We start from the raw sequence: 22758 nt of genomic DNA, 5'->3' as shown, positions 1-22758 counted from the left end.
AGAATAAACATGAATCCAATGATTGATGTACAGGAAACAGAACCGGGCATTGTGCAGGTCACAATGCAGGATACGGCCGGGAAAAACGGGCTGTCAGAAGAGTTTGTCAGAGAGCTGCACCGGGTATTCCAAGACATCAATGCCCATCCGTCCTATAAAACCGTCCTTCTGACGGGTTACGGAAATTATTTCTGCACGGGAGGAACGCAGGAGGGGCTTTTGACCATTCAGAGCGGAAAGCTCCAATTTACAGATTTAAAGCTTCACAGTCTTTTATTGGATTGCAGGATCCCTGTGATTTCCGCCATGCAGGGGCATGCGATCGGAGCCGGCTTTACGATCGGTCTGAGCTCGGATTTCGTGATTTTAAGCAGAGAGAGTTTTTATTCTTGTAATTATATGAAGTACGGATTTACACCGGGAATGGGCGCGACGTATATTGTGCCTGAAAAACTGGGAATTGTCCTCGGGGAAGAAATGCTGTTTACTGCCGCGAATTTCAGCGGCGCCGCTCTGGAAAAACGGGGAGTTCCGTTTGAAGTGCTGCCGAAAAAAGACGTCCTTCAAAGAGGCCGCGAATTAGCCCGGCTGCTGGCGGATAAACCGAGAGCCTCACTGGTTGCGCTGAAAACCAATGTGACCGCACGGATCAAAAGAGAGCTGACAAAAGCGGTTGAGGAAGAGGTGAACATGCACGAAGCCACATTCCATCTTCCTGAAGTAAAAGAGAGAATCAGCCGCTTATACGGCAGTTAAATAGAATGAAAAAAGCATGGGAAGCCCCATGCTTTATCACTGGTCCGTCTTTTGCAGAACGGAGCCTGCGAATTGTTCTTTAATTTCGGCGCTCCGGGCTGCGGTTTCTGCGATGCAGTGCATGATGGCTTCTTCAAAGCGGCGCTCTTCTAATGCGCGAAGGCCTGCTTCAGTCGTGCCGCCCGGGCTTGTGATTTCCTTGCGCAGGCGTTCAGGCCGTTTGCTGCTTGTTCTGAGCATTTCCGTCGCCCCGGCCATGGTTTGTAAAATCAGCTCTTTTGCCGTTTCTTCCGGCAGGCCGGCTTGAAGGGCGGCCTTTTCCATTGCTTCGACATACCGGTACACATAGGCGGGACCGCTTCCGGCAATGGCTGTGACGGCGTCAAGGTGTTTTTCTTCAAAGCGCGTCGCTTCTCCGATTGTTTCCAGAAGCTCTTTTGCCGTCCGGATTTCAGCTTCACTCGCCTCGGAGCTTGCGGAAAAACCGGTCGCCGATTGCTGAATGGCCGCGGATGTATTCGGCATCGCCCGGATGATGGTGAGCTTTCTGCCGAAATATTGCTGAATCGTGTGAATCGTCAGCCCTGCGATGACAGAAATCACAAGCTGATCTTTCACGTATTCGCGAATGTTCTCAATGCTTTCTGCCGCATCTTTCGGTTTAAAGGCGAGAACGAGAATGTCGGTATTGCTGAAAAACTCTTCTTTATCCCGGCACGGTTTTACTCCGTACGTTTTTTGGAGCTCTTCAAGCCGGCTGTCATTTGACCGGTTTGTCATATATATATGTCCGGGGGCTGTCATTCCGCTTTGCAGCAGTCCGTTCACCATTGCTTCCGCCATTGATCCGGCCCCGATAAAACCGATTTTCTTCATATAAATCCTCCTTCTTCTCAAAACACAAAAAAACCTTCCCGTCAAAAAGGACGAAAAGGTTTCGCGGTACCACCTTACATTAGCACGAATCAGCCGTGCTCAGCTCAAATCCCGTAACGAGGGGATACGTTTAGGTTTTCCTAACCGCTCTGAGGGCAGGTTCTGTAAACAAGAGGGCCGCAATGTCTTTCAGCCGGGGACATTGCTCTCTGCTGCCGTTGTTTATATACTAGTTCCTCGTCATCGCGTTCCGTGTTTTCTAGTTTGTTGTTCATTATGCTATGCGCAAGAGCGGGATGTCAATCTTTTTTTCCGATATGCGGCAATAATGACACAGTGAAAAGAAAACGCTAAAATATGATTATTCAGGAATGAAAAGAACGAAGGAGCGTAAACATGGCAGCGAGAAAGATCATTCCGATACGTGTGCCGACTCCGTTTGCAGTCGGCGACGTTATCGTTTATTTAGTAAAAGATGAAGCCTTAACCCTTATTGATTGCGGCCCGAATACAAAGGAAGCGGCTGAATCGCTCTCATTGCAGCTTAAGGAACACGGGGTTTCTGCGGCGGATATAGAACAGGTGGTGCTCACTCATCATCACGCAGATCATTCAGGTCTGCTGCACCTTTTTTCCGACGATGCGGAAGTAATAGGGCATCCGCTGAATGACAGGTACATTACTCAGGATCAGTCGTATATCGCCCGGCAGGAGGACTTTTTTCTGTCGCTTATGACTGAAATGGACGTTCCCCTGACGCCTGAAGACATACATAAAACAGTTAAGCTGTCATACTTATTTTCTGCAAACCGTCCGTTAACGAAAACAGTGAGGGAAGGCGGAAAAATTGACGGGCTTAACGGCTGGACGGTGCTCGAAATCCCGGGTCATGCCGCTTCTCACATTGCACTCTACCATGAAAAAAGCGGTGAAATGTTCAGCGGCGATCTGCTTTTGTCCAACAGCTCCACCAATCCGATTCTGGAAGCTCCGGAAAAGGGGGGCGTGCGCGCGGCCCCGATGCTCGACTACTTGAACTCAATGAAGCGGCTGTATGACGTAAACCCGTCCTTTTTATATCCGGGACACGGCGATCTGCTGACAGACGTAAAGCCTGCTTTTGACAGGCGGCTTGAAAAACAGAGAAATCGGTCGGAATATGTGCTGCGCCTGTTGTCAGAGGAAACGCTGACGGCTTTCCAGGTATGCCGGCGGCTGTTTCCGGCTGTGTATGAAAATGAATTGTTTTTAACGATGTCAGAAACGATCGGCCATCTTGACGTGCTGGCCGCCGAAGGGAAGGCTGTATCCTTTCAGTCGGGGAACACTCTGAAGTTTAAAGCTGTGAAGGGGTGAAGGAAATGAGCAGATTAACGGATAAGCGGATTTGGATCACCGGAGCATCCGGCGGACTCGGAGAACGGCTTGCATATTCTTGCGCGGCAGAAGGGGCTCATGTTTTTTTATCCGCCAGGCGGGAGGACCGCTTGCAGGAAGTGAAAAAGACGATTACCGCGCGCGGCGGACAGTGTGATGTCGTTCCGTTTGACGTCCGGCATGCAGAAGAGGCTGAAAACGTAAGGCGTTTGATCGGTCATGTTGACGTATTAATCAACAACGCCGGCTTCGGCATTTTTGAAACTGCCGCTGATTCATCTTTGGATGATATGAAGGCAATGTTTGAAGTCAACGTCTTCGGATTAATCGCCTGTACGAAGGCCTGTCTTCCTGTGATGCTTCATGCGAAAAGCGGCCATATTATCAATATCGCCTCACAGGCCGGCAAATTGGCGACGCCGAAATCAAGCCTTTATTCTGCAACGAAGCACGCCGTGTTAGGGTATTCCAATGCGCTGCGGCTTGAGCTGGCCGGTACGGGTGTAGCCGTGACAACGGTTAATCCCGGTCCGATCAAAACAGACTTCTTTACAATTGCAGATAAAGAGGGCGGTTATGTGAAAAGCGTCGGCAGATGGATGCTTGATGCCGACCATGTGGCAGAGCGCATTACATCCGTGATTCTGACGGATAAACGGGAAATGAATCTTCCGCGATGGATGAGCCTCGGGACGAAGCTGTATCAGCTTTTCCCATCGTTTACAGAAAAACTGGCCGGCCGCGCGTTAAAGAAAAAGTAACAAGGGGGAAAAAGGAATGTCCGACCGGGATATACACAAGGCATTGATGGCAGAGCCTCTAGTCAGGCAAATGGCGGAGGCGCGTGAAGTATTTTGGATCAATCCGCATAAAACCGATGATCCAGTAAAGCATGGCGCTGAATGGAAAAAGGAGATTGCCGAAGCGGAAGAAAGGCTGCGCCGGTTTGCGCCTTATATCGCGTCGGCTTTTCCGGAGACGGAAGCGGAGGGAGGCCTCATTGAATCTCCGCTTGTCTTGATTAATGAAATGAAGAAGCATCTGGAACACAGCGCCGCTCAGGCTTTCCCCGGGCGTCTGCTTTTGAAATGCGACGACGAACTTCCGATTTCCGGTTCCATTAAAGCGCGCGGCGGGATTTACGAAGTGCTGAAGCATGCCGAAGATCTCGCGGTAAAAGCGGGAATGCTCTCAGCAGACGACGATTACAGCATATTGACTGAAGAACGGTTTACCGCTTTTTTCTCAAAATACTCTATAGCCGTCGGCTCTACGGGCAATTTAGGTCTGAGTATCGGCATAATCGGCGCGAAGCTCGGCTTTTGTGTGACCGTTCATATGTCCAGTGACGCAAAGCAGTGGAAAAAGGAGCTGCTCCGGGAAAAGGGGGTTCGCGTCATCGAATATGAAGCAGACTACAGTCTGGCTGTCAAAGAGGGGCGCATGCAGGCGAAGCAGGACCCTTATTGTTATTTTATTGATGATGAGCATTCCCGGGATCTGTTTTTGGGGTATGCCGTTGCGGGAAGCCGTGTGAAAAAGCAGCTCGATCAAATGAACATAAAGCCTGATGCAGATGAACCGCTTTTCGTTTATTTGCCGTGCGGGGTCGGAGGAGGCCCGGGCGGCGTCGCGCTTGCGCTAAAGCTGATCTATGGCGAGCATGTCCATATTTTTTTCGGTGAGCCGACACATTCACCGTGTATGCTGTTAGGACTGTTTTCCGGCTTGCATGACGGAATCAGCGTGCAGGATATCGGTCTTGATAATCAAACGGCCGCCGACGGACTCGCGGTGGGAAGGCCGTCCGGACTGGCCGGCCCTCTGATGGAGCCTATAATCAGCGGCTGTTATACCGCCGATGACGGTACGCTTTTTTCGCTGCTTTATCAATTAAGGGCGGCCGAGAATAAGAGCCTTGAACCCTCTGCACTCGCCGGACTGGCCGGGGCCGTCCAGGTCGTTCAGACCGAAGCCGGAAACCGTTATATAAAAGAGCGGGGGCTTGAGATGGAAAATGCCGTGCACCTTGTGTGGAGCACCGGCGGAAGCATGGTTCCGGAGGAGGAAATGGAAGAGTACAGCCGAATCGGTTCCTCATTTTTGAAAAAAATGGGCAGACAGTGAAGCGGTTTTCCGTTACAATCTTTGTAAGCGTTTGTTTTTTTATCGGAAAGCCATACAGAGAGATTGGTGTGAATTGTGAAAAGTAAAGAATTGAACTTACATACATTGTATACGCAGCACAGCCGCGAGTCGTGGGCCGGATTCGGCGGCCATCTTTCCATTGCCGTTTCAGAGGAAGAAGCCAAGGCCGTAGAGGGGCTGAATGACTACCTGTCGGTGGAAGAAGTAGAAACGATTTACATTCCGCTTGTGCGCCTGCTCCATCTTCATGTCACGTCTGCCGCAAGACGGAATCAGCATGTCAATGTGTTTCTGAAGCATCCGCATTCAGCGAAAATCCCGTTTATCATCGGAATCGCGGGCAGCGTCGCCGTCGGCAAAAGCACGACGGCGAGAATTTTGCAAAAGCTTCTTTCCCGTCTGCCGGACAGGCCGAAGGTGAGCCTGGTGACAACCGACGGTTTCTTGTATCCGACGGCGGAATTAAAAAGGAAAAACCTTCTGTCCAGAAAGGGATTCCCGGAAAGCTACGACGTGAAAGCGCTGCTTGAATTTCTGAACGATATAAAGTCGGGGAAAGAGAGAGTGGAGGCGCCCGTATATTCCCATCTTACGTATGACAGGGAAGAGGGCGCCGTCGAGGTTGTCGAAGGTGCGGATATCGTTATTATCGAAGGAATCAATGTCCTGCAGTCGCCGACCTTAGAGGACGACAGGGAAGATCCGCGGATTTTTGTATCGGATTTCTTTGATTTTTCGATCTATGTGGATGCCGAAGAAAGCCGGATTTTCACGTGGTATTTGGAGCGTTTCCGCCTCTTAAGAGAAACCGCTTTTCAGGATCCGGCTTCTTATTTTCATAAATTTAAGGATTTGTCTGATGCAGAAGCGGATACCATGGCCGCCTCCATTTGGGAGAGCGTCAACCGTCCGAATCTGTATGAAAATATCCTGCCGACAAAATTCAGATCGGATTTGATTTTGAGAAAAGGTGATGGCCATAAAGTTGAAGAGGTGCTGGTAAGGCGGGTGTGATGGGAGGAGGAAGCGAATATTATGATGCATCATATTGAGTTGTATGTATCTGACTTGAAAGCCTCCGCCCGGTTTTGGGGATGGTTTTTAGGTGAGCTCGGTTATAGAGAATTTCAAAATTGGGACTCCGGCATCAGCTGGAAAAACGCAGGATTTTATGTTGTGCTTGTACAGACAGAGGAGCGTTTTTTAACACCGGAGTACCACAGATGCCGGGTCGGGCTGAACCATCTGGCTTTTCATGCTGCATCAAGAGAGCAGGTTGACGAGATGACAGAAAAGCTGCTTGCCAGAGGATGCCCCGTGCTTTACAGGGACCGCCATCCATATGCAGGCGGAAGCACGCATTACGCCGTATACACGGAGGACCCGGATCGGATAAAAGTGGAGCTCGTTGCGCCTGCTTCTGAATGAACTATAACTTTTCGTTTTTTTCTTCGCGCAGCGCGTCGAGTTTCTTTTCGATTCTGTCCAATTGTATGCGGCGCTTGTTCAAGCTTCTGAATACGTATATCACGGCAAACAGGAAAAATGCGGCTGCAATAAATGAAATCAATTGAAAAATGACATCACCGATGTTCATCTTTTTTACCTCCGTGTGCGGCGGGTTTCTTCAGCCCGCCGTTTTTTCATTTTGACCGATGTGAAGACATGGGGGATGAATCATTTCTCTCCTAGCTTTGTTTTTTTTCTGAGAATGAATAGTTTCTGCATGTGGCTTATGACCACTTTTGCGGCCGCATATCCCGGAATGGCCAGAAGCATCCCGGCAATTCCTGAGAATTTGCCGGCGGCAAGCAGAAGAAAAATAATGGTCAGCGGGTGAATGTCCAGCTTCCGTCCCATAATTTGCGGGGAAATCAGCTGGCTTTCAAGCTGCTGTACAATGACGACGACCGTAATCACCAGCACCGCCTCGGTCGGTGAATCGAACAATCCGACAATGACTCCGGGAAATGTGCCGATCCAAGGCCCGATAAACGGAATCAGGTTTGTCACCATGGCGAACGCGCCCAGAACGAGCGGATAATCGAGCCCGATTATAAAATAGCCGATTGTGACGAGTACGCCGACACAAAAACTGACGAGCAGCTGTCCTTGTATGTATGAACTGAGAGCTTCATCCATGTCCTGAAGGATTTGTTTTCCTTCTTTTTTATGTTTTTCCGGAAGAAGCCGCAGCAGTCGCCGGGGGGCTTTGTTTCCTTCTTTTAACATGTAATACAGCGCAAACGGAATAATGGCTGCGGTGATGGCGGCATTGGCAGCCGTACCGGCCAGGCTGCTGAGAGAATCAGCGATTGAACCGGAATAATTTGCGGCTTTGTCCGCTAATTTTTTAAAGGAATCCCCATGCTGAAGCCGGGAAAACCATTTGCTGTCCTGAAGATGCCCGATCCAATTTTCAGCTTTTGCGGAAAGCTCCGGAATATGATCTGTGAAGGCTGTAAACTGTTTTTGAACGGCAGGGCCCGCCGTATAAAGGAAGAGGACAAAAAGGCCGGCTGTTCCCGCATAAATCGCTAAAATCGCGATTCCTTCGGGCAGCTTTAATTTCGCATGCAGCAGTCTGACGAGCGGGCGGCACAAATAGTAAAGGACGCCCGATAATACAATGGGCGGAAACAAGGTTTTAACCGTAATCACAACAGGCTGGAACAAAAAGTCTATTAATGTTCCGAGATAAATGATGAGAAATAACAGAAGAACGGCATAGCCGATCCTGAAATAAGGCCCGACAGGCATATCCTGCACCACGCAATCTTTAAGGGTTTACTCTCGGACATTTCCCTTATCGCCCGGTGCATAAACGTCCGTGTCAGGAAAACTGCCCTTGATTGGTGACGTAATCGTAGATAATATCTTCTACATGGGCATGGAGATCCTCATCGGGTTCTTCATTCCTTCTTTCTTCTAAAGCTTTTTTTAAACTCTGTTTTTCATAGGGGCTCAGCGGATCTGTCGACACATTCCGTCCATACTGGCGGAGGGCTTGTCCCAGCATTTTTTCTATAAATTGATCCATCATATATTCTCCTATTCTTGTCATTCATCTTTATTCTACTAAATATCATGTGATCCTCCCACTCTTCTATCATATTTTCTGTCAGGGCCGGGTTAGGATTTTTATTCCAATTCAGCTGAGAGAATACGATGAAACGGCAGCGTTAACGCATCTTCATCGTTTATGATTTTTAAACGCTTTTCGTCATGCCTCACTTGTTTTACCCAGCCCCAAAAGCGGCGGGGGCCGTGTGCGGAAGCGTAGGTGACCGAAATGGCCCTGTCTTCTTCAATCGACGCCGCAATGATGCGGTTCATGTCGTTCAGTTGCTCTTCGCTCAGTTCCGGAGGCCGGAATTCCCGTTCTTTTCGTTTTTTCGCAAGCAGCTGCTCCCGATGTTCGGGCAGCATCATCCGGCTTGATTCCCACATGACATTATACCCGGGTGTTAATTTGTTCGGATTCATGTATATCACCTCAAATTATTTGTAATGCCCGCCGATTTTTTCAGCCCGGTGAAAGGCTTGGCCGGCCTCTGTCAGTGAAGCGGCATGGAGGAGCGACGCAGGGCCGTACCGCTCATGAATATCATCCAATACTTTGCCGAGACTGATCTTTTTTTCCTGGGCATCGAACAGGCTCAGCTGAACATAATCACAAGGCTCCAGCTGGGAAAGGGAGACGCCGGCGCTGCGGACGGGCTCACCGTTCCAATGCTCTTTGAAGAGCTTGACCGCCGCTTTAAAAATATCCATTCCGAAATTAGTCGGAGACACCAGCTTTCTCTGTCTGTGAAAACCTGAAGGGAATTCAAAATCAGCGCCTCTGATGCTGACCGAAACCGTATGGCCGATGTATTGTTTGAAACGGGCGCGGCGGGCCACTTCTTCGCTTAACTCCAGCAGCACGACTTTGATATCCTCAAAGCGGCTGTAGTCTCTCGGGAGGGTCATGTTATGGCCGATCGCTTTTTGCCGGCTGTGCGTGTTGACGGTGACCGGAGAGGGATCGATGCCGCGGGCTGTCCGCTGAAGCAATTCGCCGTTAATGCCCCAGCGTTTTTTCAGCAATTCGGCGGGGTGTCCGGCAAGCCCGCCGATTGTGCTGATGCCCATCCGTCTTAAATGATGCTCCATCCGTTTTCCGATGCCGAATAATTTTCCGATCGGCAGCGGCCACAGATCCTGCCTGATATTTGACATATCCAATCTGTGGATGCCGGATGCGTTTTTTTTGGCAAAATGGTCGCAAGCCATTTTCGCGAGCGCCTTATTCGGCCCGATGCCGACACGGGCATAAATTCCGAATTCACGCATAATCGCTTGCTGAATGCTTTCGGCAATTGTAAAAGGATCACCGAACAGCCGCCTGCTTCCGGTCACGTCGAGAAACTGCTCATCGATGGAGTAGGGTTCTACAAGATCGGTATACCGTTCAAACAGTTCGGTAATCATGACGGATACATCAATATACCGCTGCATCCGCGGACGGACAATAACGGCGTCGGGACATTTGGCCTGCGCTTCCCACAGCCGTTCGGCATTTTTTACGCCGTATCGTTTGGCGAGCGGACAAGCCGCAAGCACGACGCCGCTGCGTCTTTCGGGATCTCCCGAGACAATCACGGGCCGGCTTTTGAGATGAGGCGCTTCCGCTTTTTCCACAGACGCATAAAACGATTGCATATCTACAAGAAGAATATCAGCCATAAAAAAACCTCCGGGAACATTTGTTCTGTTTTTCATTTTACCCGAACAATGATCACGTTTATACTGGTAAATCATTCCCCGGCTGGAAGACGTGCTGATTCGTTTGCTTGAAAAGAAATCATTTACAATTGCAAACAACCCACATATAATTTTTTATATTCCAATGAGAAGAGCTGACATTCATTTTGCCGGACGAAAAGGAGAGTCAATCGATAATGGATATTCGAACAATTACCTCTGAAGACTATGAAATGGTTACGTCTGTTTTGAATGATTGGTGGGGCGGCAGGCAGATGAAAGACAAACTGCCGCGCTTGTTTTTTGAACATTTTCAGGACACAAGCTTTATCACGTACGGGCCGGAGGGAATGACCGGTTTTTTAATCGGTTTTCAGTCACAATCAGACCCTGAGACAGCCTACATTCATTTTTCCGGTGTGCATCCGGATTTCAGAAAAATGCAAATTGGAAAACAGCTCTACGATCGATTTATGGAGACGGTGAAAAAAAGGGGCTGCACAAAAGTCAATTGCGTGACGGCACCTGTCAATAAAGTATCAATCGCTTATCATACAAAATTAGGCTTTGAAGCTGAAAAAGGAACCAAAACCGTAAACGGAATCCCTGTTTTTGCGAATTATGACGGTCCGGGAGAAGACCGGATTCTGTTTGTGAAATATATGTAGGGGGGGATGAATATGGGTTTTTTAGCTGACACGCCCAAACTGCCTTATTATGCGGTCATTTTTTCATCAATAAAGGGAAAATATGATGAGGAATATGAACATACGGCAGAGCGCATGATGAATTTGGCAGGCGGACAGCCGGGCTTTTTAGGCGCGGAAAGCGTTCGGGAGGAAAACGGCTGCGGCATCACGGTTTCCTACTGGGACAGCCTGGAGGCGATTAAAAGGTGGAAAGATCATACTGACCACCAGGCGGCAAAACAAAAAGGAAAAAGCGCCTGGTATGAAGCGTACGCGGTCCGCATTACGAAGACGGAGTCACAGCGGATGTTTGCGTCAAAAGGGGCGGAAGATTGATTACATTTTTACAGCATACACAAGAACAGACCGCGCGGGAAATTGCGGCGGTTCAGCGCTGCGCTTATCAAAAAGAAGCCGAGCTGATCGGCTTTTTCGGCATTCCCGCCCTGCATGAAACACCCGATGATATACAGCGGTCACGGGAGACGTTTGCCGGTTTCAAGGAAAAAGATCAGCTTGCAGGCGTCATTTCGTATGAAAAAAAGGGATATGACCTTGTCATATGCAGGCTGACGGTGCACCCGTCCGGCTTTCGAAAAGGAATCGGACGGGCGCTTATTCAATTTGTGATAGATCAAAACCGGGACGCCCAAAAAATAGAGGCGGCTACCGCCAGCCAAAACGTTCCGGCAGTCTCTCTCTATTTAAAAACAGGTTTCACAGAAGCCGGACAGATAGAGACGCCGGAAGGGCTGACCCTCTCGTTTTTTCATCTTTATCCGAAGAGGAAAGCGGAAGTTGTTCCGTACAAGCCGGAATGGAAAGAAACGTTTGAAAGAGAGAAGGCGGACTTGATCCGAATCTTCGGCCCAGCACTTCATTCTGTCAGCCACATCGGCAGCACCTCTATCCCAGGGATGGCCGCCAAACCCGTCATCGATATACTGGCGGAGGTTAAAGATATTTCGGACGCTGACCGATTCAGTCCGCAGCTGGAAGCACTCGGCTATGAGGCGAAAGGGGAAAATGGGATAGAGGGCCGGCGTTTCTTTCAAAAAGGCGGCAACAAGCGCACACACCACGTTCACATATACGAAACAGGCCATCCGGACGTGAAGCGTCATCTGCTGTTCCGGGATTACCTCACCGCAAAGCCTGAAAAAGCGGCTCAATACATGGAACTGAAACGGCACCTCGCTAAGACGTACCCATACGATATGGCAAAGTATAGTGAAGGGAAAAATGACTGGATCAAGGCGGCTGAACAAGAGGCAAAGGACTAAGGAGAGCGGGCTGCTGTAAAGAAAGCAGAAACAATGCATACAGCGGCTCGGTATGCTACAATGGCGAAAATGAAAAACGGAGGATCATCTATGCAAATACATGTGACGGATGCGGCGAAACACACACTTCAGCAGGCGATGGACGCCAACCCGGGGAAAAAAGCGCAGCTCCGCTATGATGCAGAAGGCTGCGGGTGCGCGGTGAGCGGCGTGCCGACCATCTGGCTGGCGGACGAATTAACGGGACAATGCGAAGCCATTGAAACCAACGGACTTCCGCTTTACATCCAGACCTCACAAAAAGTGTTTTTTGACGAGGAAATGACAATCGATTACAATGAAAAGGCAAAAACGCTCGTCTTAAAAAGCCCGGCAGAGATGCTGAGCCCGAGAATGAGCATATTAGTAAAGCAGGGAGAAACGGAAAGTGAATCAAAAGCTGAAAGCCATTAAACAGACGGCACAGCATAAAACGTGGGTATCCTTTCTGAACAACAACCACCCGTACAGTCTGCTGCACTGGTCCATCGGAGGCGCTGAATCCGTTCAGAAGGATGTCTGGCTGCTTCAAGATGAGATGACCTTCAAAGCGCAGGAGTTTATGACAATCGACCTCGCCATTGACTGGATCGGAGAAAATATGGACGGGATTACCGACGTTTTATGACGGGAAAGCGAAAGAACCAGCATACGTTCTTTCGCTTTTTTACGTTTGCGTCATGGTATCTAAAAAGGTTTGAACGGCTTTACGGTAGCTCTCCGGATTTTTGGTGTATGACATGGCATGCCCGCCCGATTCGGCCAGATAGAGCATCTTAGGGCCGCGTTTTCTGCGGTGCAGCAATTCGGAACAAGCGGAGGGTATATAATCATCTTCCTTACTGTGAATAAACAGCACGGGCTGCCGGATGCGGCTGATAACCGATAAAGGCGATACATCACGGATACGGTATCCTTCTCTCATCCGCAAAAAGAAATCAGCCAAAGGCAGAAGCGGCCACGGAGGCAGCCGGAACTCCCGCTTCAGCCTGTAGGCGAGCTGATCGCGAAAGCTTGCGAACGGACAGTCCGCAATATAAAAATCAGCGCCGTTTTCATCCTGATGCCCGCCCGCGTATAATAAGGCCGTCACCGCCCCCATCGATTCCCCGTGGATGCCGATTCGACCGCCGTCTCCGGTTTTGTGTCTCACCCAATTCACGGCTTCTTCCAAATCATCTTTTTCAAAATAGCCGTAGCTCGTCGTTCTGCCGCCGCTTTTTCCGTGCCCGCGGTGGTCATATACGAGCACATTCCATCCTAAATCTAAAAATAAATCCATGTATTTCAATGAATTGAACGAATTTACGGTAACGCCGTGACAAATAATCATGGTGTTTGCCGTATGATGCGGGGCGACGTAAAAGCCTTTGATCTCATACCCGTGGCGTGACAGGATGACGGCTTCTTCTTTTTCCATGGCCTGAAAGGAATCAAATCTATCATGCCCGTCCGCCGTTTCTTTTTTCATGATATCTTCATCCGTCTTTTTCTTCATAAACATAATCAGATTCGTAAAAGCGAATCCGGCAGCCAAAAAGACTGCGCAAGCCGAGCCGAACACCGCCAGCCATTTTTTCACACAGGCACCCTCCTTTCATATGAAAAATCCTTCCTCCGGCTTTTCAGGACCGTGAACGTTGCCGGCCTCCGGCGCTCCGTGGTACACTTGCTTCACCATATTCAGATACGGGGGGCGTAATGATGAAAAAGCAGCTGCCTAAAGAAAAACACAGCTTAAAAGACGATCTGGAGGAAGATCTGAAGGCCAGGCTTTTGCAAATGAAAAGTGAGCTGAAGGAAGAAGACGAGAAAAAACAGGCGCAGCAAAAGGCGGAACAAATCAGAAAACGAAAAGAAAAAGAAAAACATAAAAGCTTTGAAGAGTTGCTGAATGAAAGCAGTCTCGATTGGCAAAAATATAAATAAACCGGCATCTGAAAAGGTGCCGGTTTTATTATTTAAGAACGATGGGCTTCGTATACGTCCGGTTTTGTATGGTATTGCAGGGCTTTGATTTCCTGGCTGCTTAAACGCCGGGCCTCTGCAGCCGAACAGTTTTCTCTCAGCTGCTCAAGTGAGCTGGCTCCGGTGATGACAGAAGCGACGGCCTGCTGTGACAGTAAGTATTGAAGAGAAAGCTCCGTCATGCTCAAGTCAGGTGCGGCAGCGCTGATCGCTTTTTTGGTTTCTGCCAGTTCTGCAAAAGAATATGTTAAATAGCCGTTCTCTTTTACGCTTGCGGCCGCTTGATCAAGCGGTTTTTCCGTAAGAAGCCCTTTAGCGACAGGCCCTCTTGCGACTACGCTGATTCCGTTCTCCTCTAAAAGGGGAAGCCACTCCTCGGGACGCCGGTCCAGCAGGCTGTATTGCATCATAACGCTGGTGATATTTGATTTTTTCACATATTCTTTAATAACATTCGGACGAATCGAGGAAATGCCGTAATACCGGATGACACCTTCCTGTTTTAAGTCCTCAAATGCTTCGATCGTTTCGTCAATATGGTCTTCCATCGTGCCGCCATGCAGCTGATAAAGGTCGATATAGTCCGTTTTCAGCCGGCGCAGGCTGTTTTTGACCGCTTCTTTTATGTAGCCCTTGGAAGCGTCCCAATGCCAGCCGTCTTTATCATCATTCCAGCGGTTTCCGGCTTTCGTGGCTAAAATGATGTCGTGCCTGCGGTTTTTGACGGCCTCCCCGACAATTTCCTCATTTCTGCCGAAATCATAAAGATCAGCGGTATCTAAATAATTGATTCCAAGCTCGATCGCTTCATCCAAAATAGACAGCGCTTTAGCTTTATCCGTGCCCAGCGACATACAGCCGAGCCCGATTTCGCTTATTTCTAAATCAGAATGTCCCAGTGTGCGTTTTCTCATCGTTTCGCTCCTTTTTATAGTCTTTTATTGACCGTAATATAAAGGCGCGAAGTTTTCAACTGTTAAGGCCCGGTGATCCAATCTCCGACATAGCGGAATGTCCGTCCGTATTCTTTCAGTTTAGCCCGCACTTCCCACGCCTTTCCGACCAATACGATACTCTTATCCTTCCGGTACACCTTCAATCGAAAAGCACCTCCCTCTCATGCATGTATGATAAAATATATGAGGCATAATAGAGAGACAGAACGGGAGATGACATGATGAAACATTTAGAAGAAAAAACACTTGCGAAAAAAAAGCTGTATGACGGGAAAGTCATAGATCTTTACTTAGAGGATGTAGAGCTCCCGAACGGAAAAACAAGCAAGCGGGAAATCGTCAAACATCCGGGAGCAGTGGCCGTACTTGCGGTGACCGAGGAAGGAAAAATCATTTTGGTGAACCAGTTCAGAAAGCCGCTGGAACGGACAATCGTTGAAATTCCGGCCGGGAAGCTTGAAAAGGGGGAAGAGCCGGAACATACGGCGTTAAGAGAGCTCGAGGAAGAAACGGGATATACGGCGGAAACCTTGACGAAAATCACCGCTTTTTATACATCACCCGGGTTTGCTGATGAAATCGTGCATCTCTTTCTTGCGGAAGGGCTTTCGCCGCTGGAAGAAAAACGAGAGCTGGATGAGGATGAATTTGTCGAAGTCATGCAGGTCACGCTTGAAGAGGCCGTGAAGCTGATTGAATCCCGCAGGGTGTATGACGCAAAAACGGCGTACGCGATTCAGTATCTCCAGCTGAAAGAAGCGCTGAAGGAAAAATGATGAAAACCATCTATGCGGATCTGCATATTCATATCGGCCGCACCTATACGGGAAAACCGGTCAAAATCACCGGGGCCAAAACGTTGACGCTGCACCGGATTTTAGAAGAAGCCAGTGAGGGGAAGGGAATTGAACTATTGGGCATCATCGACTGCCATTCCCCGGAAGTCATAGAAGAAATCGAGCGCGGAATTGATGAAGGCAGATACCGTGAGCTGAAAGAAGGCGGCATCCGGTATCGGAATACGACGCTTCTGTTGGGCAGTGAGCTTGAAATCTATGATCACACATGCCGCGGGCCGATTCACGTTCTCGTCTTTATGCCGTCTCTTGCCGAAATGAAGATGTTTTCTGAGTGGCTTGCAAAAAGGCTTAAAAATATCCATCTCAGTTCCCAGCGCATTTATGAAACCGGTTTGAATCTTCAAAGGAAAACAAAGGAATTGGGCGGGCTGTTTATTCCCGCCCATATGTTCACCCCGCATAAAAGCCTGTACGGAAAAGGAGTCATATCTTCTTTGACAGAAGTTTTCGACCCGGCGCTCATTGACGCGGCGGAACTCGGATTAAGCTGTGACACCGACATGGCTTCGCGGGTAACAGAACTTGATCCGTATACATTTTTAACAAATTCTGATGCGCATTCCTTAGGAAAAATCGGCAGAGAATATAATGAAATGCTTCTTAAAGAAGCGAATTTCACGGAATTTTCGCTGGCTTTAAAAGGGAAGGACGGAAGAAAAATCACGGCGAATTACGGGCTGAACCCGAAGCTCGGGAAGTATTACCGGACGGCTTGCGACCGCTGCGGCAGCCCGGTTGAAAAAGGAGCTTCCGCATGTCCGGAGTGCGGGGGGGAAACAATGACAAAAGGGGTCAGTGAACGGCTGGAGGAACTGAGCGGACCGAAAAAAAGCCGCATGCCGCGGCCGCCGTATATTCATCAAATCCCGCTGCAGTTCATTCCCGGGGTCGGGCCGAAAACGTTAGAAAAACTGAAGCGGGCCTTCGGGACGGAGATGGCGATTCTTCATCAGGCGCAAGAAGAGGAATTGGCGCGTGTCGTCCAGCCTAAAATAGCGGCTGTCATTCATAAAGCGCGCACCGGGCAGCTCGTCCTTGAGGCCGGGGGCGGAGGGACGTACGGCAGAATCAAGCCGTAAAAGCCGGTTTTTAACGGAGCTCCTCCTGCACCTTCTTTTTCGTGCGGACAAACGCAATCAATTCGATGATTTCATCCTGATTCAGCGGCTGTCCGTCAACGGTCAGTGTGCCGCGGCCTTGTGCGGCGTTTGTTAATTCGATGGTCTGGGCAAACGGCTCCGCCTTTTTTTCAGTGCGCCCGAGTAAATCGTCGCACGTCGTGTCAAACAGATCGGCAAGCGTGCCCAGCGCCTCGAATGACGGACGCCGGTATCCTGATTCATACCCGGCGTACGTGCTTTTGGCGATGCCGAGACGGTCAGCCGTATATTGAAGAGACCAATTTTTCTTTTTTCTCAGTTCAGTTAAACGATCTAAATTCATATTCAAAACCGCTCCTTTTCACTTGAGCAAATTATATCATATCGATATGCAAAAGTGTACGCGAATTGAATAATAATCACTTGATTAATTTCATTCGTCTGTCTATAATTTGATTAAAAGTATGCGAAAAGCGAATGCTTAACACATCTTGAGAAATGGATGAAGAGGTGCAGGGTATGAAAAAATTATTGCTGTTAACAACCGGAGGAACAATCGCCTCAGTCGAAGGAGAAAACGGGCTTGCACCCGGGGTGAAAGCAGACGAATTGTTAACCTACGTATCAAAACTTGATAACGATTACACGATGGAAACCCATTCGTTAATGAACATCGACAGCACAAATATGCAGCCTGAATACTGGGCCGAAATCGCAAATGCTGTCAAAGAAAAATATGACGCATATGACGGGTTCGTCATTACGCACGGAACAGACACAATGGCCTATACATCAGCGGCACTGTCTTATATGCTTCAGCATGCTGATAAACCGATCGTCATTACGGGTTCGCAAATCCCGATTACATTTCAAAAAACCGATGCCAAAAAAAATATCACGGACGCGATCCGCTTCGCATGTGAAGGGGTGGGCGGCGTATACGTCGTATTTGACGGCAGAGTCATTCAAGGCACACGCGCCATTAAATTAAGAACGAAAAGCTATGATGCATTTGAGAGCATTAACTATCCGTATATCGCGTTTATTACCGAAAACGGAATTGAATACAACAAACAAGTGCACATGCCAAAAGACGATGCTTTTACGGTCAATACTTCACTTTGCACGGACGTGTGCCTGCTCAAGCTACACCCGGGGCTGAAACCGGAAATGTTTGACGCATTAAAGGGCATGTACAAAGGAATCGTCATTGAAAGCTACGGCAGCGGCGGCGTGCCGTTTGAAGGAAGAGACATTCTCGCCAAAGTCAATGAAATGATTGAAAGCGGCATTGTCGTCGTCATTACGACACAATGTCTTGAAGAAGGAGAGGACATGAGCGTCTATGAAGTCGGCCGAAGAGTCAATCAAGATCTCATTATCCGCTCCAGAAATATGAACACGGAAGCCATCGTGCCGAAATTAATGTGGGCGCTCGGCCAGTCTCACAACTTGGCTGAAGTCAAAAACATTATGGAGACACCGATCGCAGACGACGTTGTACTGTAAAAACATGACTACCACAAAGAGAAAGTAGGGTTTTAGCATGACAAACGCGCAAAAAGAATATCGTCAGGAAAAAGATTTCCTCGGAGAAAAACAAATTGAAGCTGATGTGTATTACGGAATACAAACGCTGCGCGCGAAAGAAAACTTTCCGATTACCGGCTACCGCATCCACGAAGAAATGATTAATGCGCTCGCCATCGTCAAAAAAGCGGCGGCGCTTGCCAACATGGATGTAAAACGGCTGTATGAAGGAATCGGAAATGCGATTGTACAGGCCGCAGATGAAATTCTTGAGGGAAAATGGCATGACCAATTTATCGTCGATCCGATCCAAGGGGGAGCCGGAACGTCCATGAACATGAATGCCAACGAAGTAATCGGCAACAGGGCTCTTGAAATCATGGGGCATAAAAAAGGTGAATACATTCACCTCAGCCCGAACACACACGTCAACATGTCACAATCGACGAACGACGTGTTCCCGACGGCAATCCATATTTCAACCTTGAAACTTTTGGATAAGCTCCTTGATACGATGGCGCATATGCTCAGTGTCTTTAAAGATAAAGCGAAACAATTTGATTCTGTCATTAAAATGGGGCGCACACACCTTCAGGACGCTGTGCCGATCCGTCTCGGACAGGAATTTGAAGCATACAGCCGCGTGCTTGAGCGTGACATAAAGCGAATTAAACAATCCCGCCAGCATCTGTATGAAGTAAACATGGGGGCAACGGCCGTAGGTACGGGACTTAACGCCGATCCGCGCTACATAGAACAGGTTGTGAAGCACCTGGCTGACATCAGCGGACTGCCGCTTGTCGGCGCCGGCCATTTGGTTGACGCCACACAAAACACTGATGCGTATACGGAAGTTTCAGCCGCGTTGAAAGTATGCATGATGAACATGTCGAAAATCGCCAACGATCTGCGCTTAATGGCTTCAGGTCCGCGCGCGGGACTTGCGGAAATTTCATTGCCCGCCCGTCAGCCGGGATCATCCATTATGCCTGGGAAAGTCAACCCTGTAATGGCAGAGCTGATCAACCAAATCGCCTTCCAGGTCATCGGGAATGACAATACGATCTGCCTCGCTTCAGAAGCGGGCCAGCTGGAGCTTAACGTAATGGAGCCGGTACTCGTATTTAACCTGCTTCAATCCATCAGCATCATGAATAACGGGTTCCGTTCATTTACCGACCATTGTCTGGCGGGAATTGAAGCCAACGAAAAACGTCTGAAGCAATACGTGGAAAAAAGCGTCGGCGTCATTACAGCGGTCAATCCGCACCTCGGGTATGAAGCGGCTGCGCGAATTGCCCGTGAAGCAATCATGACGGGGCAATCTGTAAGAGATCTTTGCCTTCAAAATGATGTACTGACAGAAGAAGAATTGGATATCATTTTGAATCCGTATGAAATGACAAAACCGGGGATTGCCGGAAAAGATCTATTAGAAAAATAAATTTTAAAGCAACAACAGCCGCCTTTTCACGTTTTTTAGTGAATAGGCGGTTGCCATACAAAGGGATGAGGCAGTATAGTATAATTTGTTATATCATTTGATGAAAGCGTTTTAGCTTTTTTCTTCTAGGGGGATTTTCTTGTGAAAGAGGTCAGATTGCCAAATTTATTGGAAATTATTATCTTATTATTCGGGTTTTTAGCACTTGTCTTATCGTTCACAGTGTTTTTAGACCTGCCGATCCAGCTAGCTCTATTAATATCCTGGTTTTTCGCTATTATTCTCGGAGTCAGGCTGGGATATTCATATAAAGACTTGCAGGCTTCGATTGTCACCGGGATATCAAACGGTCTTGAAGCGGTATTGATTCTCGTTTCGGTCGGTGCGCTCATCGGGACATGGATTGCCGGCGGCGTTGTGCCGACGTTAATTTATTATGGTTTAGAGTTTATTAATCCTCATATTTTCCTTCTGGCTACACTGGTTATTTGTTCCGTTATGTCCGTTGCGACCGGAACGTCGTGGGGAACCGTGGGAACCGCGGGGATCGCCATGATTGCCATCGGAGAGGGAATGGGTATACCGCTTCCGATCGTAGCGGGAGCCGTTTTGTCCGGGGCTTACTTCGGAGACAAGCTTTCACCGCTGTCTGACAGTACGGTGCTTGCCTCCACGCTTTCTAAGGTGGATGTGCTGTCACACGTCAGAGCGATGATGTATCTGTCAATTCCGTCCTATATTATTACGGCCATTCTGTTTACCGTAACGGGATTTATATACGGCGGAAAAAATATTGATCTCGACAAAGTGGAATTTTTAAAATCTTCATTGCAGAAAACGTTTGACATTCATATATGGATGCTCATTCCGGCTGTTGTCGTCGTTGTCCTTCTGATTTTGAAAAAGCCGTCTATGCCCGTTATTATCATCGGTGCTTTGCTTGGCGCAATCTGGGCTTCCGTCTTTCAGGGAATGAATTTTGCCAGTGCCATCGCGACTGCTTATAATGGTTTTTCTATTAAAACGGACGTCGAATTTTTAAACGGCCTGTTAAACCGCGGAGGCATTACCGGTATGCTGGATACGTTAGTCGTTATCCTGTTCGGTCTCGGTTTTGGAGGAATTCTTGAGAAGCTCGGCGTATTAAAAGTGATTGTCTCAACTTTTGAGAAAAAGCTGACCACACCGGGAAATGTAACGCTTTCGACATTGATCGTCGCCCTTTTAGGAAACATTTTCGGCTGTGCGATGTACGTGTCATTGATCCTGACGCCGAAAATCATGGAGAACAGTTATGATAAACTGAAACTTGACAGAAGAGTTTTATCCCGGAACGCAGAGGTGGGCGGCACGCTTACTTCAGGGATGGTGCCGTGGTCTGATAACGGCATCTATATGGCCGGCATTCTCGGCGTATCCACATTTTCTTATCTGCCGTTCATGTGGCTCAGTTTTGTATCTATCGGACTGGCAATATTGTACGGATACACGGGGAAATTCATTTGGTACACGAAAGAAAAATCCTTGCAATCTCAAAAATTGGGTTAGGAGGTTCATTTCATGATTACAAAGCATATGATTCGGACGTTAATGATTGAAACGCCGACTGTTCCCGGAAATCTCGGAAAAGTGGCAACCGCCATCGGAGTGATGGGCGGAGATATCGGGGAAGTTGAAACCGTTAAAGTCGGCCCGAACTACACAATGCGCAACATCACGGTGCAGGCCGAAAATGAAGAGCAGCTGCAGGAAATCATTCAAGCCATTGAAGCTCTCGGTGAAGGCATCCGGCTTCATACAGTCTCAGATGAAGTGCTCTCTGCTCATGAAGGCGGCAAAATTCAGATGAAAAGCAAAATGCCGATCCGGACACTGGCTGAGCTTGGGCGTGTTTATACGCCGGGTGTCGCCGATGTGTGCAGACTGATCGAAAACGAGCCTGAAAAAGCGTCCATCTATACGACAATCAGCAATTCTGTCGCCATTGTCACCGACGGAACGGCGATTCTCGGCCTCGGCAATATCGGCTCTGTCGCCGGAATGCCCGTAATGGAAGGGAAAGCCGCGCTTTTTGACCAGCTGGCGGGTATCAGCGGAATTCCGATTTTGCTCGATACCTCTGATCCGGAAGAAATCATTCGCACGGTAAAACATATTTCCCCGGGGTTCAGCGGAATTCTGCTTGAAGATATCGGTTCGCCCCACTGCTTTGACATTGAAGACCGCCTGAAAGAAGAACTGGACATTCCGGTTATGCACGATGACCAGCACGGCACGGCGGTCGTCACGCTCGCCGCCGCCATTTCCGCTTGTAAAAGCGCCGGTCTTGATTTAAAAGAAGCGAAGGTCGGTCAGATCGGTCTCGGCGCGGCAGGCGTCGCCATCTGCCGCATGTTTATGGCATACGGAGTCAAAGCGGTCTGCGGAACGGACAAGTCAGAAGACGCAATGAACCGCCTCGCTCAGTACGGAGGTCAGCCGCTTGGAAGCATCAAAGAATTAATGGACACGTGTGACATTGTGATCAGCACCACAGGAGTTCCGGGTCTCATTAAAAAAGAGGATGTCAGAAAAGGACACGTCATTCTGGCTTTATCTAATCCGAAACCGGAGATTGAACCGGAAGAGGCATTACAAGCCGGAGCCGCTTATGCAGCTGACGGCCGTTCGGTCAATAATGTTCTCGGCTTCCCGGGGATTTTCCGCGGCGCGCTGAACGCCAAAAGCAAGAAAATCGACCATGAAATGCTTGTGGCGGCCGCAGAAGCCATCGCCTCTTGCACGAAACACGGCGATCTCGTGCCTCAGCCTTTGGATGCGGACGTGCATCAAGCCGTATCAGCAGCCGTAGAACGGGCTGCGGCAGGAAAATAAACAACTCTTACAGTACCGGACATGTGCCGGTGCTGTTTTTTTATCATGAATAGGAAGCGGAATTCTTAGGCAGGCTAACAGATAGCAAAAGACGGAATAAAGAGGTGTCGAT

At 48.8% G+C, this 22758-nt stretch carries 28 protein-coding genes; 18 read left to right on the top strand and 10 right to left on the bottom strand.

Annotated elements, in window-relative coordinates:
- Positions 1–9: 9 nt before the first annotated feature.
- Positions 10–756 carry a polyketide synthase gene (locus tag BR62_RS0106460; protein ID WP_015240152.1) on the top strand — a complete coding sequence of 249 codons (747 nt, stop codon included), beginning with the start codon at positions 10–12 and terminating at the stop codon, positions 754–756.
- A 36-nt stretch (positions 757–792) separates the two neighbouring features.
- Here the strand turns inward: BR62_RS0106460 and proC are convergent, their stop codons facing one another.
- Positions 793–1632: a pyrroline-5-carboxylate reductase gene (gene proC, locus BR62_RS0106455; RefSeq protein WP_007409383.1), complete on the bottom strand. Its 840-nt coding sequence runs from the start codon at positions 1630–1632 to the stop codon at positions 793–795.
- Positions 1633–2028: 396 nt separating this feature from the next.
- On the opposite strand from proC, the gene BR62_RS0106450 reads away from it, so the two are divergent.
- The 5 genes from BR62_RS0106450 to BR62_RS0106430 all read left to right on the top strand — a co-directional run bounded on the left by BR62_RS0106450 (position 2029) and on the right by BR62_RS0106430 (position 6585).
- Positions 2029–2988: an MBL fold metallo-hydrolase gene (locus BR62_RS0106450; protein ID WP_015417764.1), complete on the top strand. Its 960-nt coding sequence runs from the start codon at positions 2029–2031 to the stop codon at positions 2986–2988.
- Positions 2989–2993: 5 nt separating this feature from the next.
- Complete coding sequence (locus BR62_RS0106445) at positions 2994–3770, top strand: SDR family NAD(P)-dependent oxidoreductase (protein ID WP_032870129.1); 777 nt, start codon at positions 2994–2996, stop codon at positions 3768–3770.
- A 16-nt stretch (positions 3771–3786) separates the two neighbouring features.
- A complete protein-coding gene (dsdA, locus tag BR62_RS0106440; RefSeq protein ID WP_032870127.1) occupies positions 3787–5136 on the top strand; it encodes a D-serine ammonia-lyase in 1350 nt (449 codons plus the stop codon).
- 75 nt (positions 5137–5211) lie between these two features.
- Positions 5212–6171 (top strand): type I pantothenate kinase, encoded by a 960-nt coding sequence (gene coaA / locus BR62_RS0106435; RefSeq protein WP_003153290.1) that lies wholly within the window; start codon positions 5212–5214, stop codon positions 6169–6171.
- Between the two features lie 24 nt (positions 6172–6195).
- On the top strand, positions 6196–6585 hold the full coding sequence (locus tag BR62_RS0106430) for a VOC family protein (RefSeq protein WP_029973629.1): 390 nt from the start codon (positions 6196–6198) through the stop codon (positions 6583–6585).
- Position 6586: 1 nt separating this feature from the next.
- Here the strand turns inward: BR62_RS0106430 and BR62_RS19515 are convergent, their stop codons facing one another.
- From BR62_RS19515 to BR62_RS0106410, 5 genes are all read right to left on the bottom strand, one after another.
- The gene (locus BR62_RS19515) at positions 6587–6754 is read right to left on the bottom strand and encodes a DUF4083 family protein (RefSeq protein ID WP_007409388.1); all 168 of its coding nucleotides are present in this window, start codon (positions 6752–6754) and stop codon (positions 6587–6589) included.
- An 80-nt stretch (positions 6755–6834) separates the two neighbouring features.
- The gene (locus tag BR62_RS0106425; RefSeq protein WP_032870125.1) at positions 6835–7917 is read right to left on the bottom strand and encodes an AI-2E family transporter; all 1083 of its coding nucleotides are present in this window, start codon (positions 7915–7917) and stop codon (positions 6835–6837) included.
- 73 nt (positions 7918–7990) lie between these two features.
- Positions 7991–8197 (bottom strand): YqzH family protein, encoded by a 207-nt coding sequence (locus BR62_RS0106420; protein WP_003153294.1) that lies wholly within the window; start codon positions 8195–8197, stop codon positions 7991–7993.
- A gap of 101 nt (positions 8198–8298) precedes the next feature.
- On the bottom strand, positions 8299–8643 hold the full coding sequence (locus tag BR62_RS0106415) for a YolD-like family protein (protein ID WP_007409390.1): 345 nt from the start codon (positions 8641–8643) through the stop codon (positions 8299–8301).
- A 15-nt stretch (positions 8644–8658) separates the two neighbouring features.
- Entirely contained in the window at positions 8659–9885 is a 1227-nt protein-coding gene (locus BR62_RS0106410; protein WP_032870123.1) for a DNA polymerase IV, read from the bottom strand.
- 215 nt (positions 9886–10100) lie between these two features.
- On the opposite strand from BR62_RS0106410, the gene BR62_RS0106405 reads away from it, so the two are divergent.
- From BR62_RS0106405 to BR62_RS0106385, 5 genes are all read left to right on the top strand, one after another.
- On the top strand, positions 10101–10571 hold the full coding sequence (locus BR62_RS0106405; protein ID WP_007409392.1) for a GNAT family N-acetyltransferase: 471 nt from the start codon (positions 10101–10103) through the stop codon (positions 10569–10571).
- Positions 10572–10583: 12 nt separating this feature from the next.
- On the top strand, positions 10584–10928 hold the full coding sequence (locus BR62_RS0106400; protein ID WP_032870119.1) for an antibiotic biosynthesis monooxygenase family protein: 345 nt from the start codon (positions 10584–10586) through the stop codon (positions 10926–10928).
- Entirely contained in the window at positions 10925–11875 is a 951-nt protein-coding gene (locus tag BR62_RS0106395; protein WP_020954223.1) for a GNAT family N-acetyltransferase, read from the top strand. The genes BR62_RS0106400 and BR62_RS0106395 overlap by 4 nt, the downstream gene beginning before the upstream one ends.
- Before the next feature lie 90 nt (positions 11876–11965).
- Positions 11966–12328, top strand: a complete 363-nt coding sequence (locus tag BR62_RS0106390; protein WP_014305346.1) for an iron-sulfur cluster biosynthesis family protein — start codon at positions 11966–11968, stop codon at positions 12326–12328.
- A complete protein-coding gene (locus BR62_RS0106385; protein WP_020956032.1) occupies positions 12303–12542 on the top strand; it encodes a DUF2552 family protein in 240 nt (79 codons plus the stop codon). Before BR62_RS0106390 ends, BR62_RS0106385 begins: the two co-directional genes overlap by 26 nt.
- 39 nt (positions 12543–12581) lie before the next feature.
- Here the strand turns inward: BR62_RS0106385 and BR62_RS0106380 are convergent, their stop codons facing one another.
- Positions 12582–13496, bottom strand: a complete 915-nt coding sequence (locus BR62_RS0106380; protein WP_020956031.1) for an alpha/beta hydrolase — start codon at positions 13494–13496, stop codon at positions 12582–12584.
- 122 nt (positions 13497–13618) lie between these two features.
- Here BR62_RS0106380 and BR62_RS0106375 point away from each other — a divergent pair, with 122 nt between their 5' ends.
- Positions 13619–13843, top strand: a complete 225-nt coding sequence (locus BR62_RS0106375; RefSeq protein WP_032870116.1) for a YqkE family protein — start codon at positions 13619–13621, stop codon at positions 13841–13843.
- 32 nt (positions 13844–13875) lie between these two features.
- On the opposite strand, the gene BR62_RS0106370 is transcribed toward BR62_RS0106375, so the two are convergent.
- Positions 13876–14796, bottom strand: a complete 921-nt coding sequence (locus BR62_RS0106370) for an aldo/keto reductase (RefSeq protein WP_032870114.1) — start codon at positions 14794–14796, stop codon at positions 13876–13878.
- Between the two features lie 62 nt (positions 14797–14858).
- Positions 14859–14981: a Z-ring formation inhibitor MciZ gene (mciZ, locus tag BR62_RS0106365; RefSeq protein ID WP_003153315.1), complete on the bottom strand. Its 123-nt coding sequence runs from the start codon at positions 14979–14981 to the stop codon at positions 14859–14861.
- 78 nt (positions 14982–15059) lie between these two features.
- On the opposite strand from mciZ, the gene BR62_RS0106360 reads away from it, so the two are divergent.
- Positions 15060–15614, top strand: coding sequence for an NUDIX hydrolase (locus BR62_RS0106360; RefSeq protein WP_003153317.1), 555 nt, complete (start codon positions 15060–15062; stop codon positions 15612–15614).
- Positions 15614–16777, top strand: a complete 1164-nt coding sequence (locus tag BR62_RS0106355; protein WP_032870112.1) for a TIGR00375 family protein — start codon at positions 15614–15616, stop codon at positions 16775–16777. The genes BR62_RS0106360 and BR62_RS0106355 overlap by 1 nt, the downstream gene beginning before the upstream one ends.
- 10 nt (positions 16778–16787) lie before the next feature.
- On the opposite strand, the gene BR62_RS0106350 is transcribed toward BR62_RS0106355, so the two are convergent.
- Positions 16788–17141, bottom strand: coding sequence for a helix-turn-helix domain-containing protein (locus tag BR62_RS0106350; RefSeq protein WP_007409399.1), 354 nt, complete (start codon positions 17139–17141; stop codon positions 16788–16790).
- 176 nt (positions 17142–17317) lie between these two features.
- Between BR62_RS0106350 and BR62_RS0106345 the strand changes: the two genes are divergently transcribed.
- From BR62_RS0106345 to BR62_RS0106330, 4 genes are all read left to right on the top strand, one after another.
- On the top strand, positions 17318–18307 hold the full coding sequence (locus BR62_RS0106345) for a type I asparaginase (RefSeq protein WP_003153321.1): 990 nt from the start codon (positions 17318–17320) through the stop codon (positions 18305–18307).
- A gap of 37 nt (positions 18308–18344) precedes the next feature.
- Positions 18345–19772, top strand: coding sequence for an aspartate ammonia-lyase (aspA, locus tag BR62_RS0106340; protein ID WP_003153322.1), 1428 nt, complete (start codon positions 18345–18347; stop codon positions 19770–19772).
- A 141-nt stretch (positions 19773–19913) separates the two neighbouring features.
- Positions 19914–21320 (top strand): Na+/H+ antiporter NhaC, encoded by a 1407-nt coding sequence (nhaC, locus tag BR62_RS0106335; protein ID WP_020956027.1) that lies wholly within the window; start codon positions 19914–19916, stop codon positions 21318–21320.
- Positions 21321–21332: 12 nt separating this feature from the next.
- Complete coding sequence (locus BR62_RS0106330; protein WP_007409402.1) at positions 21333–22646, top strand: NAD-dependent malic enzyme; 1314 nt, start codon at positions 21333–21335, stop codon at positions 22644–22646.
- Positions 22647–22758 lie beyond the last annotated feature (112 nt).

Origin of the sequence: Bacillus sp. UNC69MF (assembly GCF_000746035.1) — a bacterium.
Lineage (GTDB): Bacteria > Bacillota > Bacilli > Bacillales > Bacillaceae > Bacillus > Bacillus velezensis.
Note: the sequence above shows the minus strand (reverse complement) of the source record. Positions and strands in the feature narration are given on the sequence as shown.

Coding starts and splice junctions, on each gene's coding strand:
- BR62_RS0106360 (WP_003153317.1), top strand. CDS start 15,060: ATGAAACATTTAGAAGAAAAAACACTTGCGAAAAAAAAGCTGTATGAC.
- BR62_RS0106370 (WP_032870114.1), bottom strand. CDS start 14,796: ATGAGAAAACGCACACTGGGACATTCTGATTTAGAAATAAGCGAAATC.
- BR62_RS0106375 (WP_032870116.1), top strand. CDS start 13,619: ATGAAAAAGCAGCTGCCTAAAGAAAAACACAGCTTAAAAGACGATCTG.
- BR62_RS0106445 (WP_032870129.1), top strand. CDS start 2,994: ATGAGCAGATTAACGGATAAGCGGATTTGGATCACCGGAGCATCCGGC.
- BR62_RS0106405 (WP_007409392.1), top strand. CDS start 10,101: ATGGATATTCGAACAATTACCTCTGAAGACTATGAAATGGTTACGTCT.
- aspA (WP_003153322.1), top strand. CDS start 18,345: ATGACAAACGCGCAAAAAGAATATCGTCAGGAAAAAGATTTCCTCGGA.
- dsdA (WP_032870127.1), top strand. CDS start 3,787: ATGTCCGACCGGGATATACACAAGGCATTGATGGCAGAGCCTCTAGTC.
- BR62_RS0106345 (WP_003153321.1), top strand. CDS start 17,318: ATGAAAAAATTATTGCTGTTAACAACCGGAGGAACAATCGCCTCAGTC.
- BR62_RS0106420 (WP_003153294.1), bottom strand. CDS start 8,197: ATGGATCAATTTATAGAAAAAATGCTGGGACAAGCCCTCCGCCAGTAT.
- proC (WP_007409383.1), bottom strand. CDS start 1,632: ATGAAGAAAATCGGTTTTATCGGGGCCGGATCAATGGCGGAAGCAATG.
- BR62_RS0106350 (WP_007409399.1), bottom strand. CDS start 17,141: ATGAATTTAGATCGTTTAACTGAACTGAGAAAAAAGAAAAATTGGTCT.
- BR62_RS0106410 (WP_032870123.1), bottom strand. CDS start 9,885: ATGGCTGATATTCTTCTTGTAGATATGCAATCGTTTTATGCGTCTGTG.
- BR62_RS0106425 (WP_032870125.1), bottom strand. CDS start 7,917: ATGCCTGTCGGGCCTTATTTCAGGATCGGCTATGCCGTTCTTCTGTTA.
- BR62_RS0106460 (WP_015240152.1), top strand. CDS start 10: ATGAATCCAATGATTGATGTACAGGAAACAGAACCGGGCATTGTGCAG.
- BR62_RS0106355 (WP_032870112.1), top strand. CDS start 15,614: ATGAAAACCATCTATGCGGATCTGCATATTCATATCGGCCGCACCTAT.
- BR62_RS0106450 (WP_015417764.1), top strand. CDS start 2,029: ATGGCAGCGAGAAAGATCATTCCGATACGTGTGCCGACTCCGTTTGCA.
- BR62_RS0106330 (WP_007409402.1), top strand. CDS start 21,333: ATGATTACAAAGCATATGATTCGGACGTTAATGATTGAAACGCCGACT.
- BR62_RS19515 (WP_007409388.1), bottom strand. CDS start 6,754: ATGAACATCGGTGATGTCATTTTTCAATTGATTTCATTTATTGCAGCC.
- BR62_RS0106415 (WP_007409390.1), bottom strand. CDS start 8,643: ATGAATCCGAACAAATTAACACCCGGGTATAATGTCATGTGGGAATCA.
- BR62_RS0106430 (WP_029973629.1), top strand. CDS start 6,196: ATGCATCATATTGAGTTGTATGTATCTGACTTGAAAGCCTCCGCCCGG.
- BR62_RS0106390 (WP_014305346.1), top strand. CDS start 11,966: ATGCAAATACATGTGACGGATGCGGCGAAACACACACTTCAGCAGGCG.
- BR62_RS0106400 (WP_032870119.1), top strand. CDS start 10,584: ATGGGTTTTTTAGCTGACACGCCCAAACTGCCTTATTATGCGGTCATT.